The 17,155-nt window shown below is 46.4% G+C and carries 14 protein-coding genes; 4 read left to right on the top strand and 10 right to left on the bottom strand.

What is annotated here, in order from left to right; translation table 11 throughout:
* The first annotated feature begins 19 nt into the window (after positions 1-19).
* Complete coding sequence (gene ilvC, locus Q0502_RS10175) at positions 20-1,066, top strand: ketol-acid reductoisomerase (RefSeq protein ID WP_298650304.1); 1,047 nt, start codon at positions 20-22, stop codon at positions 1,064-1,066.
* A 65-nt stretch (positions 1,067-1,131) separates the two neighbouring features.
* Here ilvC and pdxA read toward each other — a convergent pair whose 3' ends face one another.
* The 4 genes from pdxA to Q0502_RS10155 form a co-directional block, all read right to left on the bottom strand.
* Positions 1,132-2,229, bottom strand: a complete 1,098-nt coding sequence (gene pdxA / locus Q0502_RS10170) for a 4-hydroxythreonine-4-phosphate dehydrogenase PdxA (RefSeq protein ID WP_298650302.1) — start codon at positions 2,227-2,229, stop codon at positions 1,132-1,134.
* A 56-nt stretch (positions 2,230-2,285) separates the two neighbouring features.
* Positions 2,286-3,314 carry a DUF4837 family protein gene (locus tag Q0502_RS10165; protein ID WP_298650299.1) on the bottom strand — a complete coding sequence of 343 codons (1,029 nt, stop codon included), beginning with the start codon at positions 3,312-3,314 and terminating at the stop codon, positions 2,286-2,288.
* A gap of 159 nt (positions 3,315-3,473) precedes the next feature.
* A complete protein-coding gene (gene rlmN, locus Q0502_RS10160) occupies positions 3,474-4,502 on the bottom strand; it encodes a 23S rRNA (adenine(2503)-C(2))-methyltransferase RlmN (protein WP_298650296.1) in 1,029 nt (342 codons plus the stop codon).
* A gap of 96 nt (positions 4,503-4,598) precedes the next feature.
* The gene (locus Q0502_RS10155; protein ID WP_298650294.1) at positions 4,599-4,913 is read right to left on the bottom strand and encodes a hypothetical protein; all 315 of its coding nucleotides are present in this window, start codon (positions 4,911-4,913) and stop codon (positions 4,599-4,601) included.
* A 127-nt stretch (positions 4,914-5,040) separates the two neighbouring features.
* Between Q0502_RS10155 and Q0502_RS10150 the strand changes: the two genes are divergently transcribed.
* The 3 genes from Q0502_RS10150 (at position 5,041) to Q0502_RS10140 (ending at position 7,407) form a co-directional block, all read left to right on the top strand.
* Positions 5,041-5,916, top strand: a complete 876-nt coding sequence (locus tag Q0502_RS10150) for an alpha/beta hydrolase (protein ID WP_298650291.1) — start codon at positions 5,041-5,043, stop codon at positions 5,914-5,916.
* The gene (locus Q0502_RS10145; RefSeq protein ID WP_298650288.1) at positions 5,913-6,362 is read left to right on the top strand and encodes a DUF4440 domain-containing protein; all 450 of its coding nucleotides are present in this window, start codon (positions 5,913-5,915) and stop codon (positions 6,360-6,362) included. The genes Q0502_RS10150 and Q0502_RS10145 overlap by 4 nt, the downstream gene beginning before the upstream one ends.
* 184 nt (positions 6,363-6,546) lie before the next feature.
* On the top strand, positions 6,547-7,407 hold the full coding sequence (locus Q0502_RS10140; protein ID WP_298650287.1) for a glucose 1-dehydrogenase: 861 nt from the start codon (positions 6,547-6,549) through the stop codon (positions 7,405-7,407).
* 73 nt (positions 7,408-7,480) lie between these two features.
* Here the strand turns inward: Q0502_RS10140 and Q0502_RS10135 are convergent, their stop codons facing one another.
* From Q0502_RS10135 to Q0502_RS10110, 6 genes are all read right to left on the bottom strand, one after another.
* Positions 7,481-9,814 carry a hypothetical protein gene (locus Q0502_RS10135; protein ID WP_298650285.1) on the bottom strand — a complete coding sequence of 778 codons (2,334 nt, stop codon included), beginning with the start codon at positions 9,812-9,814 and terminating at the stop codon, positions 7,481-7,483.
* 72 nt (positions 9,815-9,886) lie between these two features.
* Positions 9,887-10,495 (bottom strand): 6-bladed beta-propeller, encoded by a 609-nt coding sequence (locus Q0502_RS10130; RefSeq protein ID WP_298650283.1) that lies wholly within the window; start codon positions 10,493-10,495, stop codon positions 9,887-9,889.
* Positions 10,496-11,067: 572 nt separating this feature from the next.
* A complete protein-coding gene (locus Q0502_RS10125) occupies positions 11,068-12,123 on the bottom strand; it encodes a BF3164 family lipoprotein (RefSeq protein WP_298650282.1) in 1,056 nt (351 codons plus the stop codon).
* A 109-nt stretch (positions 12,124-12,232) separates the two neighbouring features.
* On the bottom strand, positions 12,233-13,240 hold the full coding sequence (locus tag Q0502_RS10120) for a BF3164 family lipoprotein (RefSeq protein WP_298650280.1): 1,008 nt from the start codon (positions 13,238-13,240) through the stop codon (positions 12,233-12,235).
* 117 nt (positions 13,241-13,357) lie between these two features.
* Positions 13,358-13,621, bottom strand: a complete 264-nt coding sequence (locus Q0502_RS10115) for an NVEALA domain-containing protein (RefSeq protein ID WP_298650279.1) — start codon at positions 13,619-13,621, stop codon at positions 13,358-13,360.
* A gap of 261 nt (positions 13,622-13,882) precedes the next feature.
* On the bottom strand, positions 13,883-17,143 hold the full coding sequence (locus Q0502_RS10110; protein WP_298650360.1) for an efflux RND transporter permease subunit: 3,261 nt from the start codon (positions 17,141-17,143) through the stop codon (positions 13,883-13,885).
* Positions 17,144-17,155 lie beyond the last annotated feature (12 nt).

Genomic DNA, 17,155 nt, shown 5'->3' with positions numbered 1-17,155 from the left:
CTCTAATAGTCTGATAAATATGGCAAAAATGAATTTTGGCGGGGTTGAGGAAAATGTAGTCACCCGCGACGAATTTCCTCTGGAAAAAGCCCGGGAAGTATTGAAGAATGAAACAATAGCGGTGATCGGTTACGGTGTGCAAGGTCCCGGACAGTCGCTCAACCTGCGTGATAACGGCTTCAACGTGATCATAGGACAGCGGAAAAAGAGCAAGACCTGGGATAAGGCGGTAGCCGACGGATGGGTGCCGGGCGAAACGCTCTTCGATATTGAAGAGGCCTGCGAACGGGGAACCATTATCCAGTACCTCCTGTCAGATGCGGCACAGATCGCCCTGTGGGACACGGTGAAGAAGCATCTGACTCCCGGTAAGGCGCTCTATTTCTCACACGGCTTCGGTATTACCTATAAGGAACGCACCGGTATCATTCCTCCTGCAGATGTGGATGTGATCCTGGTGGCTCCCAAAGGATCGGGTACAAGCCTCCGGAAGATGTTCCTGGAAGGACGGGGGCTGAACTCCAGTTATGCCGTCTATCAGGATGCTACCGGAAAGGCGCATGACCGCGCTGTCGCCCTCGGGATCGGCGTAGGATCAGGCTATCTGTTCGAAACCGATTTCAAACGTGAGGTATACTCTGATCTTACCGGTGAGCGCGGCACGCTTATGGGCGCTATCCAGGGGCTGTTGCTGGCGCAATACGAAGTATTACGTGAGAACGGGCATACGCCGTCCGAAGCGTTCAACGAAACGGTGGAAGAGCTTACCCAGTCGCTGATGCCATTATTCGCCGAGAAAGGAATGGACTGGATGTATGCCAACTGTTCAACTACTGCACAACGCGGCGCCCTCGACTGGATGGGGCCGTTCCACGACGCCACCAAACCGGTCTTCGAGAAACTCTACAAAGAGGTCGCCTGTGGCAATGAGGCGCAACGCTCCATCAACAGCAATTCACAGTCCGATTACCGGGAGAAACTGGAAGAGGAACTGAAAGCCCTCCGCGAAAGCGAAATGTGGCGGACCGGAGCAGTCGTAAGAAAACTGCGTCCGGAAAACAATTGATCATTTCAAAGCAGAATTCTAAGTCTAAAAACAAAAAGCGCGGCATTTCACCGCGTTTTTTGTTTTTATATCTCTTCCTCTTTTGTCAGATCCAGTTTCTCGTCATCCTTGCCCCGGTCAAAGAACATTTTGCGGAGCGGGTTTTTGCGTGCCTCATCATAAGCCTGCCTGTTCCTGAAAATGTCGATTCCCATATAGATAGCCTGCCGGAACGATTCGTCGGAGGCCAGGTTCTTTCCCGCGATATCGTAAGCGGTACCATGGTCGGGTGAAGTGCGCACAATGGGAAGCCCCGCCGTAAAATTCACCCCTGAATCCATGGCGAGGGTCTTGAAAGGGATCAATCCCTGATCGTGGTACATTGCCAGGATGGCATCAAACTCCTTGAAGCGTCCTGAACCGAAAAAACCGTCGGCTGCAAAAGGGCCCGCACAGAGTATCCAGTTGTCCTGCGCCTCTTTCACGGTAGGGGCAATGATCTCGGCCTCTTCTTTTCCCAACAGTCCGTTCTCACCGGCGTGGGGGTTCAGTCCCAGGACTGCGATACGCGGGTTCTCCACCCTGAAATCCCGTTTCAACGTATGGTCAAGGGTCTTCAGTTTCTCCATGATGAGTTCTTTCGAGAGCTTCGATGATACCTCCGAGAGGGGAACATGAGTGGTTACCAGCGCCACGCGCAATGTCTCCGTGGCCATAATCATCAGGGCCTTTTCGTGGTTCGCAGCAAAACGCTCTTCCAGAAATTCCGTATGTCCGGGAAAATGAAACCGGTCGTTCTGAATAGTATCCTTGTTGATAGGAAGGGTGACCAGCAGGTCTATCCTGCCATTGGCAAGATCACGGCAGGCAACATCCAATGCCGTATAGGCCGATTCTCCCGCATCGGTGCTTGCCGAGCCCAGTTCTATCTTGATCTCTTCCCTGACACAGTTGATAAGATTGATTTTTCCTTCATGGGACTCTTCGACCCTGGAGATGATATGGAAATTAACGGAGTCGCTGTTCAATACCTTGCGGTGATAGGACGCTGATTTGGATGATCCGTATACAATTGGGTGGAACAACTCGAGTATCCGGGCGTCGGAAAAGGCTTTCAGCAGGATCTCATATCCTACGCCGTTCACATCGCCATGTGTGATGCCCACCTTGATTAATTCTGACATGTATATATGTTGATTAGAAGACCTTATATATAGTTAAAAAGCTACCGGGTAGCCTGTTATGATCTCTCTTTTTCCTTTTTGGGGATGCTTATGGTGTATAGTGTGGATTCCAGATTACGCAGTAGGTTCCGTTTATTCATTTCGGGGGCGTAAACAAAAACCTCCACTACCACCACCATGCCGGTGTTTTCATTCACGAACGCATGCATCACGAACGGGCCGCCCATCATATCGGTGCTCATTTCCCACAGGCCGCGCAGTTCGGCCCTGAAGAGGCCGTCCATCTCCATCTTCCGGTAATCGGGCGGGTAGGTGAGAACGGCGGTTGTCATTTCCGAATCGAACGATCCCTTGATATATCTCCCTAACACCCTGTTGCGGATCCCGATGAGCGAATCTCTTTCGAAGACAGTCTCCGTCGTATAGGGAAACTGGTATATCACAATGTCCTGGCGTCCCCGTGCGGCATTGTTGGTCGCCCAGTAGAAGTTTTCGTGTTCGGTGACGTTGGACAGTCCCTTTGGGAAATGGATATCGATATCGAACACCTGCTTTGCGCGCGAGAGAGGCTCCTTTGCCTGGTTTTTGAGATATTGCGCGTTGCGTTCTAACTCTTTCGTGATAAAATAGTCCACTATACTCTCCCTGTTTTCGCTCACAAACTTTACAAAACTGGCCGTATCGGGAGCATGGATATTCATGATGACCTGCCCCATGGCATATTTGTCGATATCCGCCGTAAGTTTTGGGTAGCTGTATATATTGGATATTTCGGGAATAATCACGTTTCTAGCCATCTTGAAAGTGCTGCTAAAATTTTCCGGGACAAGTTGCAGTATCCTGAAATTGGGTTCGGGTTGCGGTAATGCCTTCGCGTTGGAGTTGAGTACGTCGAAAAGCGCTCTTCCTGCAGTACCCTCCCAGGCAGTCTCGTCCATCAGTACGATTATTTCGTTGGTGGTGCCCGAAGCGGTGAAAAAACTCCCCCCGCTGTCACACGATGTAAACAGCGCTAATAAAGCAAGCACTGCGGGTAAAACGGTAAATCGTTTCATCAGTGAAAAGAATCTATCTGCTCGTTTCATATCGACGTAGTTTTAAAGGTTTATATTTTTGTCAAGCCAAATGAGCAAAGGCCGGGCTTACCCAACAATAAGTAAATTTACCCGAACGATGCTATGGCGTTAAGTGAACAAATATACGATTATTTGTGTGAAATAAAACCGAGAAGACTGAAATAATCGTTAAACTCCTCCTAACTTCGCCGTGGACAGCATGCCGCAGGCGGCGAAGATATCCTCCCCCCTTGAGGCGCGGATGGTGCAGATGAATCCTTTCGCAGTGAGAAAATCGCGGAACCTGACCATATTTTCGTCGGTGGAGGGTTTCAGGTTGCTCATCGGGATTACATGGAACCGGATCAGGTTGATGCGGCAATCCAGTCCTGCAAGCAGTTTGGAAAGTTCACGTGCATAGAGCAGCGAATCGTTTACCCCGTCGAACATGATGTATTCGAACGAAAGTCTCCTCTGGTGGCTCCAGTCGTACTCCCGCAGCATTTCGATCACCGAAGCGGCGGGCGCTGATCTCTCTACCGGCATGATGGCGAGCCGTTCTTCCGCAACCGGGTTGTGCAAACTGACGGCCAGGTGGCATTTGCTTTCGTCGAGAAAACGTTTCAGGTTCGATTTCAACCCGATAGTGGAAAGCGTGATCCGCCGCGGGCTCCAGGCCGGTCCATATTCAGCCTGGAGTAATTCCGTCGCCTTCTTTACGTTCCTGTAGTTATCCAGCGGCTCACCCATTCCCATGAATACTAAGTTGGTGATCGCCTCCGAATCGGGCACCGAGTAGACCTGGTTTAAAATTTCCGTGGCGGTAAGATTGTCGTGGAATCCCTGTTTTCCGGTCATGCAGAAGTCGCAGTCCATCCTGCATCCCACCTGCGAGGAGACGCAGATAGTGAGGCGGTCCTCTTCGGGAATGGTCACGGTCTCTATAAATTTCCCGCTGTATGTCCTGAACAGCATCTTCCGTGTGCCATCGACCGATATCTGTATCTCCAGCGGTTCCGATCTTCCTATGTCGAATTTCCCCGAGAGGAGTTCCCGGTTCTTCAGTGATATATTGGTCATCTCGTCGATGCGCTTCACCCGTTTCACGTACACCCAGTCGGCAACCTGTTTGCCTGTGAATTTGGGCAGGCCCAGTTCCGTCACGCTTTCTGTGATCTCGGTAAGCGTCATCCCCAGAAGATATTGTTTTTGATCCATTTGCTGCAATTATATTTAGACTGCAAAGATAACATCAACCGGGCGTTTTTTTTCTATCATCGTAATATAAAATGAATTTGTGGCAGGGAATTAGGTTTATAGTTTATATCTTAATAGATAATCTTCATAATTTGCATTCGTGGCATATATGTATCCATTATCTTCATCCACAACGAAATAAAAAGGAATTATATCAAATGTATATTTAATTATTGGATTTCCTTCGTAATTATATACTTCTAAAGTCCTGTCAAAAAAGTTATCATCTTCTTTATGCCCGACATATATAACATAAAAATATTTCTTTCCCGCGTAGATATTAAAATAATGATAAGTTATATTTTCAAAGTCATTGACTGCAACTTTAGAATATTGTTTACCATCGTCAATCCTTTTTATCAGACCGTCCAAAGAATAAATTGTTAAGATTCTGTCTGAATTCTGTTTCGTCCTTATTTTACAATCAATAGAGACCGGGAATTTGAGAATATAATTTTTTTCATGTACTTTTGTCCGAAATGCATCATGCAAAAAGACAATGAAACGAACCATTTTTTCACTTTTCTTATTTTCAGTAATGACGATGACCCTAACGGCACAGCATAATCCAGTTTTGTTGTTTCCCGACGGCGCACCGGGTGAATCCCGGAAGATGAAACAGGTGGATGACCTGAGCGGTAATAAAGTGGCCGGATGTCCTGTACTGCGCATCAGTAACGTGAGCGAATCGACGCTTACCTTTTATCCCGCCCCTGCCGATAACAATTCGGGCGCCACCATCATTGTGAATCCGGGCGGCGGTTACAATATACTGGCATATAACCTGGAAGGATCCGAGATCTGTAAGCGGTTCAACAGTTTCGGGATCAACTGTGTGCTGGTGAAATACCGTGTGCCGCGCCGCGAAGGATTAGCGAAACATGGAGCTCCTTTGCAGGATCTGCAACGCACCATCGCCTATACACGCTCCCATGCCGGAGAGTGGAATATCGATCCTGGCAGGATCGGAGTGATGGGCTTTTCTGCCGGGGCGCATCTCTCGGCCATGGCGAGTACGGCATATGGTGAACGTACCTATCCGAAAACCGATACTTTTGATGACGTAAGCCTTCGTCCCGATTTCTGTATCCTTGTCTATCCTGCCTATTTAGCGGGGGAGGATTTCTCCATTGCTTCCGAACTGAAAGTAAATGCCGATACCCCTCCTACCATCCTTATCCAGACCCAGGATGACAAGGATCATATCGACAGCAGCCTGTTCTATTATTACGCGTTGAAGGAAGCGAAAGTTCCGGCGGCCATGCATTTATATCCATCCGGTGGGCATGGTTACGGATTGCGCAATACCGGCCACACAGTAAATGAATGGCCTCACCGCGTCCTTTCATGGCTGCGCGATATCGGGATGATATGAGAAAAATATTTTTAATTTTATCGATATTTATGGCAGGAACAGTGTATGCACAAACGAACGCGGAAGAACTATCCGCAACCATTATTGCGTTGGAGAAAGCGGCTTTGGAAAAATGGAATCAGGGCGATCCGGGTGGTTACCTCGATCTTTCGGCCGATGATGTTACTTATTTCGATCCAGCCATTGAGCAGCGGATGGAGGGGCTTGAAAACCTGAGGAACTATTATAAACCGGCAACGGGAAAGATCTCTGTGGACAGGTATGAGATGGTTAATCCGAACGTAACCGCCGTAAACAGCATGGCAGTATTAACGTTCAACCTGTTTTCATATGTAGGGAACGATGTACATAAGTGGAATTGTACCGAAGTATACAGGCTTGAACGGGGCGGACAATGGAAAATCGTTCATACGCATTGGTCCATTGTCCAACCGGATGTTAAATGAGTGTGTACCGGCCACACGGTGAACGAATGGCCTCACCGGCTCCTTTATAATTTTTCTTCATTTTTCTTCACATATAGATGTATAATTAACTATAATACCATAGGTTCCCGAGAACAAATACTCTTCAGGAAAGGTTTTATATATGTTATCATTATCATCCGGAAGATGAAACTTATAAAGAATTATGCAGAAACAAAGTGAAGAAAAGAAATTACGTCCAAAGCAAAAGCAACGCCGTCCCGGAAAAGAATCGAAAATGACGCCGGTTCCCAATACCGAACCTGTGAAACAAGAAAATAAACTCGACGGAAAAGTTGCTCTTATAACCGGTGGCGACAGCGGTATAGGAAAGGCAACAGCCTTGCTTTTTGCGGCAAACGGAGCAGATATCGCCATAGCTTATTTGAGTGAAACGGACGATGCGAAAGCCACGCAGGAAGAGATCCGCGAAATGGGAAGGGAATGCCTGTTAATAAAAGGAGACCTGTCCAAAGAAGTGAATTGCAAAAAAGCTGTCGATAAAACCATCGATACATTTTCCAAACTCGATATTTTGGTGAACAATGCTGCTTTGCATTGGGAAACAGAAAGCCTGGAAGAAATATCGACCGAACAATTGGAGCGCACTTTTGCCAACAACGTGTTTTCATATTTTTGGGTTACCAAGTACGCTCTGGCACACCTGAAAGAAGGGAGCGCCATTGTGAATACAAGTTCCGTAACAGCTTACCGTGGAAGCGGGAAGCTCATCGATTATGCCGCAACCAAGGGCGCTATCATCAGTTTCACCCGAAGCCTTGCCCAAAGTCTGGCTCCCAGGAAAATACGGGTGAATGCTGTTGCCCCCGGCCCTATATGGACGCCTCTGATTGTGTCGACATTCGATGAGAAAAGGGTCGCTGAATTCGGAAGCGATACGCCGATGGGCAGAGCGGGGGAACCCAACGAAGTGGCTACCTGTTTTCTGTTTCTGGCATCTGACGATTCGACTTACATGACTGGGCAATGCCTGCATCCTAACGGCGGTGAGATTGTGAATGCCTGATTATTTTTATTTTCGAAATAGAGGTTATTGGTATAAACGATCAATTCGTCGTTCAACGTTTTCAGTCGTATTGTTATTCCATTAGACCTTTCACATTCCTCATTACGCGGAACTCTTTCTTACCAGTACCGAGCAGCCCGTTTCCCCCGGCTCCTTCCACATGAACCTTGAACTTGTTATTGATGTCCGAACAGTAGAATGAAATGGTTGCCTCGCCGTTTTCGTCAGTTACCACGCCGGGATCCCAGAGAAGCGTATTGCGGCTATCGGGAACCGAAGAGAGTATGTCAAACTCATCGGGCTGGTAAAATTCCCGTTTGCCGTAATAGCCCTTCTCCCGTTGGATATTGTTCATCCGCATCAGTTCTTCGTCGCTGTAATACGGGCCCCTATACTCTATCTCCTGAATATCTTCCACATACCATACGCCGTCTTCCCTCGGCTCATACTTAATCATTCTGTATATTTTCCCGTGAACCGGCGCCAGTCTTTTTCTATCGTATTTTCCGGATCTTGCACCTCCTGACGGATGGTGTGTATATCCCGGCTGATAGTCATTGAGATATCCGGGGGGACATTCGCATACCCATGCCGGGTTCAGGTTCCTTTGCGCCATGTTGTCCAACCCTCCCATGAACTTGTCCCTGTAAACGCGCCCTTTTGTCCCGGTCACGGTAAATTCATCCAACAGGATAATGCTGTCGCCGCTCATCACCGGTATATTGGCTTCATACTTCTTTTCCGGTTGTGGCATGTCGCCTGTAAGGGGATAATTGCGCGGTTTTATCTTCCGGAGGCTGTCGATTACATGAAAAGATCCTTTGGTTTGTATTTGTGGCGTGAATTCTTCCCCTAGCATGGGCTTCAGGTAGATGTAACCGCCCCTCAACTCCCTCAGCATATCCGATTCCACGAGGAAATATCCTGCCGAATCGGTCCATATAAACCGGGCGTCCCCTTCAGCGCCGAATACCTGCACGAGCTGTTCACCGCTGTTGACATCCCTGCTTTTGCGTTCGCTTTTAAACGTCTGCCGTCCGGATATGCCGTCGGCAAGGATTGCTTCACCACATGGGATAAAGGTGCCGGCATCCCACACATAACGCCGCCAGCCTTGCGTGAGCATCAAGAGGTCCAGCGCCTCCCGGCGGTCTTTATTATCCTCATCAAAATAATAGGCCGGATTGTAAATCTTTCCCTTCAATTGGGTGGAAAGGTGGTAATGGGAGAGTATATTGGCCGGATTGGCGGGGTTGTGATAGGCTTCATCGAATACGCTGACTCCCAGATTCGCCTGCACGGGGTTGCCGTCTTCGTCGGTAACCCTTATGGTTACTTCTGCCTTTTCGCGGGTGAAATAGGCCTTTTTGGCGGTTGTAACGCAAATATTCAGTTTTTTTTCAGGGAACAGGTACACCAACCGTTCGGCTACGGGCTTCATGTCATGGGTGAAGAGTGTGAACTGCGCGATACCCTGTCCCAGGAAATCATCCAGCAGTATTTTTACCATGATGCTGTCCCCCAACATTCCCCTGGCTATGTTGCATACCACGCCCCTCTGTTGCCCGAGCAGGTAAAACGGTTGCCGGGGCAGTCCGGCACTTTGCCGGACGGTAAACAGCAAATGTCCTTTGGTTTGTCCGGATAGCCGCAAAGAAATGCCTTCGGCATGGATTGGTTGTAGGGGATGGCTCTTCCCGCCGGTGAGTTCCATGTGGTATGTCTTACCCTTCCCGGGAGTGAAGTCCATAACCCCCATGCCTGCATCCAAAGTGGAGAACGGTTGTAACGGCCGGCCGTTTTCGTAGAGCATGCCCGATACCTCCATGGGGTTTCCCCGACCGTCAGTAGCTTTGAAAGCTACGCGTGCCGGCAGTCCGTGAACGAGGTTTCCCCCTTCGGGCAGGATGGAGAAATGCTCCGTACCGGTCAGGGCGATTGTATCGGATGTGTGAGCATTCCCGCTGATATTATCCACAACCCGTATCTTCCTTACCGATGATAGCTGGTTGCTGTCGGCGTGGAATGAATGGGAGGTGAAGGCTTCTATAAAGTAGTCGCCCGGGGGCAGTTCTTTGTCGATATGTACATGTCCCTCGGCCACACCGTTCTCTATGGGGTATTTCTCCTGCCATACCAGCGAGTCGTTTTCACCCCTTATTTCTAAGTAAAGTGTCTGGCTAAGGGCGGAAAACAGAAGTGTCTGCGCATCCAACTGGTATGCTTTAAACCAGAGGTCTTCCCCTGTTTCGTAAATACCTTTTGAAGTTTGCAGGTAAACCGTTTCGGGTGCATGGTGGCGCAGTCGTTCCGTTATCCTCCCTGCAAGAGTGTCGAGGTCTGCCTGGGCATGGGCGTACAGCATATACCCGAGGGCAAGAAAGCAGATGAAGATTTTCTTTTTCATGACGCTATAAGCGTATTGTTCCAAAATCGAATTGAAAAGCAACTTCAAGCTTTTCCTTTCCCATTTTGTACACTACAGGATGAACAGGCCGGAAAAAAACCAGTCATCCTGGTACTGGTAAGGATTATTAGAGAAACTACCAAGACGCCTGTTTTCTTCAAATTCTTGATGCAACAGCTTTTGCTCGTCCAGATTGAAATAAATAATTTTTTCAGGTTCAAACATCGTATGAAATACGTGTGTGTGGCTATTTACAGCAGAAAGCGTGTGTACGACGCGAAAACCGGAGAAAGCAATCCGTTTTGTTTCGATATAGTTGCCTGATACATCATAAACATGCACATTGCCATAAGGTTCAAGTATTTCAAGGTGGCCTGAAAAAGGGTTGATATTGAAATCCTGGATAAATACATATTCTCCGGCACCTTGCCCCTTTTTTCCTATTTTAAAAAGAAATTTCCCTGTTTTATCAAACACAAAAATGATACATTGATTTTTATCCAACGCATAATATTTATCCTGGTGAACAATCATTTTCGAGATACCTACAATAAGAACATCAGGCGAAGTTTCCAGTGAAATTAACTCAATGGAATGGAAGTAATCGAACAGAGAGGCTCTCTCCGCTCGATCCAGATCAACGAAAATAGTACCCTCAGTTTGTGGTTTTTGTTTACACATTGTAAAACATATCACAATCAAGAGTATAAATACTTTCTTCATATTTTAATCTGATAAAAATTCTAATTTATTTTTATACTATCCCCGGCAACTGGGAAATCATATAAAATGGTAAATTAATTAACCGAATAGTTTACTAATCCGGCGTCAAGCCAAAATAGTTTTGGTGATTTTTTTAAATCCGAAATAGCAGGCAGTACCGTTTGCGTTACAGGATAGGATAATTCCAATAACATGGCTTTAGCCAATGTACGAAAGGCCTCACCTGTTTCGCGTGCTTTATAGGGAGATCCGGCAAACCCGCCGAAGGTAGTGCCGTTGTGAGTGAAGGCTCGGTAAGAATCTCAATATATCGTTTGTTACCCGTGGCGGTTAGAAATTCGGTAAACGAGCAAGGGTGCAAGGACATAAATTCCACTCGTCCTACACACTTATCGAAATAGTTCAGATACAAATATAGTGGAATTGTTTCATTGCATGGGTATTTTTCTCTTTTTTTTGTATCATTGCAGGGGTAAAAAGTGGAAAATAATGTATCATTGCAGGGGTATATTTATGAATTGGGATTTACATTACTTGGCCTCCAAATTATCTAATTGATATTCTACAAAAGCGCCTTCAGGATGATATCCTATTCCGTAAATTGTGTTTTTTTCATTATCAAATTTCATTGAAAAGAGTGGGATATCTAAAATATAATGTTTGACAGGATTACCATCCCAGTCATATATCAATAAATTTTCACAATGATGACTCAGCATTCCATGTTCTGTAAACGTTCTTCCGGAGTATAAAGCATACACGTACTCATCATCACAGTCCAGTCCGCAAAATCCTATTTGACCATCTCTAGACCAGGCAATGCCACCTCTCTCCGGTAAAATGAATTCTGGCCCGTAATATTTTAACTGCTTATATTCTTCCAATATCAATCCATTGATATAATTGAAGAAAGATATTACCCCAAGGTCTTGCGTCGCGGCAACCACTTTCTTATTATCCGGTTTATTTGCTGTGTGCGTGCTGAGATATAACATGGATAATTCCATCTTGGGGATATTGTTGGTCTCTTCAAAAGTAGGGAAGTCCACTTTTGATATTATTTCTCCATTCCCTTTCAAAGTGGCTAACCATGCATCTTCAAATAGTCCGGTAGCTATGATATGTGAGCCCTGATAGTTTATTACAAATAGTCTTTTATCGAAATTAATATCTTCGACTTCTTTTAGCGTCAATATTGTATCAGATGATATATCGATCCGGCTTATTTTTCTTCTATCAGAATCGTATATCAAAAGTCTACCGTCTTTAACCTGAACACTGATTGTAGATATAATTTCTCCGGGTCCATTCCCTTTCCTGATACCCTTGATTACTTTTTTCGAATCGAAATTAACAAGGCTGAACATCTTCTCATTGTTATTATCCCAAACCATATATGAGCCATCCATCCGAAAAACATGGGCTGGCATTAATATGTCAAACTCTTCCAGATGAATTATTTTTGAGTGGATTAACCTTTGTTTTTTGGCGGGGGTGAAATGTTGGATTGGGTTATTGATCGTCTGATTACATGACAAGAAGAATAGTGTGCTAAAGAAGATGAGTATATGTATTTTCTTTTTCATTTCTTTAAAAATTTAGTTGTTTAGAATTATTGATTAATGCCTTTTTATTAAGGGATTTACCTTCAATCAATCCTTTAAATTGTATAATTAATAGCGAATCTTCCATTCGTTATAATTCTTTTTTCCAGTTAAACTTAATCATTTGATCAATCGCAACAGCATAAATGCTGTCACCCACCAAAGTAAACTTCAGTAATATATGGCCTTCATCAAGCTTAATATGTTTCTGTAATTCGCCACTGTGTTTAAGTATAACGATGCTTTCGGGATAAATGTCTTTTGTTTCAAAAGTTTTACCGCTAAATGAAAGAAAAAGATACTTGTCATTCAATTGAATGTCGTAAAAGCCTTGTTGATTCTTTTTTGCCCAATTAAAAGCAGGATTTATTTCATATTTTGGAGTAGTGAAAAATGCATCCCACTCTTTTTTGACGTCACCTTTATCAGTTATCTCATAACAAACTAAATATCCGGTAGACTGGGAAGCAAAATACAATTTATTACCTATGGAGGCAAACCACCCGTATAAATATGAATAATTCGCATCAGGCATTTCTCTTATCGGCTTTTCTCCAAAAGTTTTAATGATTTTCAAATCTTTATCAAACAGAACAAACATATTCTCGTGTCCAAATAACGCTTGGCTTACATAATACCCGTTATCCATCTTATGAAGTCCTAAAGTTGAAATTGAATCTGTATTAACTTGAAATCTCTCTTTAGAGATTAGGGAAATTGAATCGTTTTCTATATGCGTTTTAAAAGATACCATTTTTCGCAAATTCGTATCATAGATTTCTATTGCGTTATCATCATAGTTATGATAAATGCAAGAAGCCGACATAAAATCATCAGGACCGCTCCCAATTTCCCCCCAATAAAATTGATGAGCTGTTTTTCTGTTATAAAATAAAAGCGACTTACCCATCATTGGCTGTGTAAATAACAGATAATCTCCATAAGATTTTATTTCAAGAGGCGATCGCATGATAAGTTCATCAGGTAACACTTCAGGAGTAACAACCTTCGGCTGAGGTAATGATATAACTTTTATATCACTTTTATTCTTACAAGCCGTAATCAATATCACTAGTAAATAAACATATACTTTTCTCATATAATAATCATATTGTTCCGTTGAGCCCTTAATAGGAGTAAATAATAAGCACATTGGTAAGATAGTTTGTAAGCCAATTAATAGATTTGATACCGACTTACCAATGTGCTTAACCTCCTAATATTTATTTATCATATTCCAATGAGACCATCCTACACCACCCGACGGAGTTACTACAAAGTAGTTGCAATAATGACCATCCAAATAATCACAAAGTGCAATCATATCGTCAATATCGTCTTCGCTTTGCGCTAGTGCTTCCACATTCGCCAACACCAAATCACTTAGATTAGCGTCACTTTTCATACTTTTGTTTACTCCATAACCTGCGGTTGCGAGGAGTGCAAGGGAAAATATGCCCGATAATAATTTTTTCTTCATACTTGATAAATTTTAATTAAATGATTCACTCATATTCCCTTTCGATGAAAGAGTTTTGTCTTTTGTCCTTTTATTGAGTTTCATATGCTGTCTCTTATCACGGATACAAAAGAGTAGAAACGCATCGTTATCTCCAAATTTTTTAACTCATTTATAACTTATATTTTTAATTTGCTGTAAATTAATCGATTGTTTCCCTTATTCATTCTGGCTTTCCTGCAAATAAACAGAAAAAGGTGAAACCGGCCAAAGAATATTGTGTTAAGATTCTGTTCGAATTCTGCCACTTTTCCTCTTCACCATCAATAGTGGGAGGAAAATAAAGATCCCGATAAAGGACATGATCAGCCCGCCGATGGTGCCTGCCGCCAGTGGGAACCAGAAGCCTTCTTTTTGCGTGCCGACCAGAAACGGGATAAAGCCGAGCACGGTGGAGATAACGGTCAGGAAGATGGGGATGATCTTCGCGTTCCAGGCTTTCAGGTAAGTACGTAACGGGGAGAGGCGGGGCCTGCGCTTTCTTATCCGGTTGTATTCGTCCGTGATATAAATCCCGGCGTTGATGGTGATGCCCGACAGGAGGATAAACGAGGCAAAGCCGCCCTGGTCGAAGTTGAGCCTGAACCAGTAAAACGTCAGGAAAATACCGATAAAGGATACCGGGATGATAAAAATCACGGCCAGCGGCTGCTTCAGCGAATTGAACAGGATGGAACTGGTGAAGAAAATGATCACGATCAGCAACCCTATCAACCGGTACTGCTTATTGTCTTTCTTGCCCCAGCCCCAGTAGCTGTCTTCCCTTTGCGCGGTATAACCCATGGGGAGCCGCTTGTTGAACTCCTCGACCTCCCTTTCCAGGATTTTCTGCCCCTGCGTGTTGGAGCCGATATAATCGTATTGCAGTACCAGACGGTATTGCTGGTTTTCCTTACCTACCTCCTGCGGCGCCTGCCCCCTGGCAATATCGGCCACTTCGTCCAGTTTATAGTAGCGATCGCCCACGTGACGCCCCAGATGCTGCAATGCCCAGATATCATATTCCCTTGCCTGCCTGCCGGAGAGGATGATGTCTTCGTTTTCCCCGTCCATCACCACGGATCCTGCCCACATATTCCTCGCAAAGACCGGTTGCAGGGAAGCGAACAATTCACCGGGGAGGATACCCCGTGCCGCAAGCTGTTCCCTTTTCAGGTCGAACGAGAACTCCTGATAATCGTCCTTATACCACGAAAAATTGGAGTTGACGATCACCTCCCGGATGCGGCGGTAGGTAAGCAACCGCTGTTTCAGGCTGTCCGTCCATGCCGACAATTCATCGTAGTTATACCCGTAGAGTTTTACCTTATACTGCCCGGCCATATCGCGCACTTCGTTGCTGAACCCCTGGTCCTGCAACCCATAAACTCCCCAGCTTCCACCTCCCAATTCCAGGGCTTTGCTGATCACATTGCTTCTCAACTGGTAGGGGAAGCCGCCCTGCTCCGCTTCTTTCCGGAAAAAGACATTGATCGAGGCGCGCCGGGCATTAGGGATACTGGTCTGGAACTGCCGTATTTCGGGAAAACCGCTCAGGTAACGCTCCATCTTGACGACCAGGTCGTTCATCTGTGAAAGGGTGGTGCCGTTGGGCATCGAAGCGGTGATGGTGAGCACCATCTCCTCGCTGCGGGTAAAGTAACTGCCTTGGTAGACTTTCTCCACGAACAGCCGCAGGGTGCCTCCCAGCGCTTTATCAACCACTGGTTTGATTTTTTCTTTATAGGTGGCGCTCCCGAATATTTCATTATACTTCAAAGCAAAGGGAGTTTCCTTTTCTATCTTGTCCGGCAGCATGAAAACAGGAAGGCCGAATAACAGGACGATACACGCGAAAGCGATCCATTTCCTGCGGGAAAGCAACAGGATCATTTTTTCATAGAGCCGGGTGAGCCGGATAGCGATCCGTCCGCGGGACAGGTAACGGTGGCGGAAACGGGCAAGATGGCCGGAATGGGTAAAAAGGCGGAATTGGGAAAGGGGACGGAATCGGGACGTTCTCTTCTTCTTTCTCCTGCGGCGCCGCTTTGTGAGCCCTATCCGTTCGACTAAAGCCGGGACGAACAACAGCGCCACGAACAGCGATACCATCAGGTTGATCATCACCACCGCCGCGAAATCCTGCATGTTCAGCCGTATCCGCTCATCCAGCAGGAAGATCATGGACAATGCACCGACGGTCGTGACCGTAGCGGTCAGGATAGGCATAAAGGCATTCCTGTCCCCCTTGTGCATGATATGGTCCGTCATGATGATGGCATTGTCGATGATCAGGCTCAATGAGATGGTGATGCCGGCCAGTGAATACAACTGTATCTCTAATTTGAACAGGTAATAGAAAATAACGGCGATGGCCAGGTCGACAAAAAGGCTGGCGGTGATAAGGAAGAGGTAACGCCCATTCCGGGTTATCAGCAGTACGAACAGGGTCAGGATAAGTACGGTCAGCCCGCTGCGGATATATATCTTGTTCAGTTCGGCCTGGATATAATCGGTGGCATCGTAACTGGCGTGTATCTCGTAACCGGCCGGCAGCGAAGCTTCCACACCCCGTATCGTCCTTTTCACCTGTTCATTCAAACGTAACTGGTTGGCCGACTCTTCGGCCGTGAGGGAAAGGTAAACTGAATTCAGCCCGTTGATCCGGTAGTAACCCGAGGGTTCCCTTTCCGCATGATTGACCCTCACCAGCTGGTCCAGGCGGATAAGGGCTCCCTCCCTGTTCGCCACGAGGATGGCGGCCGGGTCGAGCCGGTTTTCTTCGGCTGCGGATGCGAGCGTAATGCGGATCCACGAAGCAGCGCTACCTTCCATTCTGGTTTCCGCCATTCCCAGGAAATCGGTGGAGTAATATTGGGATACGGCCTGCAGGATATCCGACACGGTAACGCCGGCAGACTCCAGTTGCAGGTAATCGTATTCCAGTTGCCACTCCATAGGGCTGGCCCCGGTCACATCGATCTTGTACAATCCTTTGATATCGCTCAGCGCCGTCTTGATCACGTTCTCGGTATACCGTTGAATGACGATGGGCGTTGCCGCCGAATTGACGGTATAGGTCATGAAAGGACGGGCTGCATCCGCGTCGGGGCGGTTCACCGTGATATAGGGGTAGGTCACTTCGCGCGGCAGTTCGGGCCATGTCTGCCGGATGATGGTGGATACCTCGAAGCGGGCCACGTCGATGGGCGTATGTTTGTCCAGTTCGAGGGTGATGTTTCCCCAGCCGTTCCCCGACGTGGAATACATGTTTCTGATCCCCTTAATGCGGGCCAGCATCGACTCCAGCCGGGAGGTGGCCTCCATCTCCACTACCCGGGCCGGGTTCTGCGGCATATTGAAATGCACGGTAATGCTCGGCAGGGTACGTGAAGGCGCCAGCTTCACGGGCAGCAGCGGGATAAGCGCTACACCCACGATTGCGAGGCAGACAAACGATACAATGACCGTAAAAGAGGATATATATTTTTTCTCAGCCAAAATAAATAATTGAGT

It is taken from the genome of uncultured Proteiniphilum sp., assembly GCF_937873925.1.
In the GTDB taxonomy this organism is placed as follows: domain Bacteria; phylum Bacteroidota; class Bacteroidia; order Bacteroidales; family Dysgonomonadaceae; genus Proteiniphilum.
The sequence above is the reverse complement of the archived record's forward strand: the minus strand, read 5'-3'. Positions and strand labels throughout refer to the sequence as shown.

Excerpts from the sequence above, each read along its gene's own strand:
- ilvC (WP_298650304.1), top strand. The coding sequence starts at position 20 with ATGGCAAAAATGAATTTTGGCGGGGTTGAGGAAAATGTAGTCACCCGC.
- pdxA (WP_298650302.1), bottom strand. The coding sequence starts at position 2,229 with ATGTCAGAATTAATCAAGGTGGGCATCACACATGGCGATGTGAACGGC.
- Q0502_RS10165 (WP_298650299.1), bottom strand. The coding sequence starts at position 3,314 with ATGAAACGAGCAGATAGATTCTTTTCACTGATGAAACGATTTACCGTT.
- rlmN (WP_298650296.1), bottom strand. The coding sequence starts at position 4,502 with ATGGATCAAAAACAATATCTTCTGGGGATGACGCTTACCGAGATCACA.
- Q0502_RS10150 (WP_298650291.1), top strand. The coding sequence starts at position 5,041 with ATGAAACGAACCATTTTTTCACTTTTCTTATTTTCAGTAATGACGATG.
- Q0502_RS10145 (WP_298650288.1), top strand. The coding sequence starts at position 5,913 with ATGAGAAAAATATTTTTAATTTTATCGATATTTATGGCAGGAACAGTG.
- Q0502_RS10140 (WP_298650287.1), top strand. The coding sequence starts at position 6,547 with ATGCAGAAACAAAGTGAAGAAAAGAAATTACGTCCAAAGCAAAAGCAA.
- Q0502_RS10135 (WP_298650285.1), bottom strand. The coding sequence starts at position 9,814 with ATGAAAAAGAAAATCTTCATCTGCTTTCTTGCCCTCGGGTATATGCTG.
- Q0502_RS10130 (WP_298650283.1), bottom strand. The coding sequence starts at position 10,495 with ATGTGTAAACAAAAACCACAAACTGAGGGTACTATTTTCGTTGATCTG.
- Q0502_RS10125 (WP_298650282.1), bottom strand. The coding sequence starts at position 12,123 with ATGAAAAAGAAAATACATATACTCATCTTCTTTAGCACACTATTCTTC.
- Q0502_RS10120 (WP_298650280.1), bottom strand. The coding sequence starts at position 13,240 with ATGAGAAAAGTATATGTTTATTTACTAGTGATATTGATTACGGCTTGT.
- Q0502_RS10115 (WP_298650279.1), bottom strand. The coding sequence starts at position 13,621 with ATGAAGAAAAAATTATTATCGGGCATATTTTCCCTTGCACTCCTCGCA.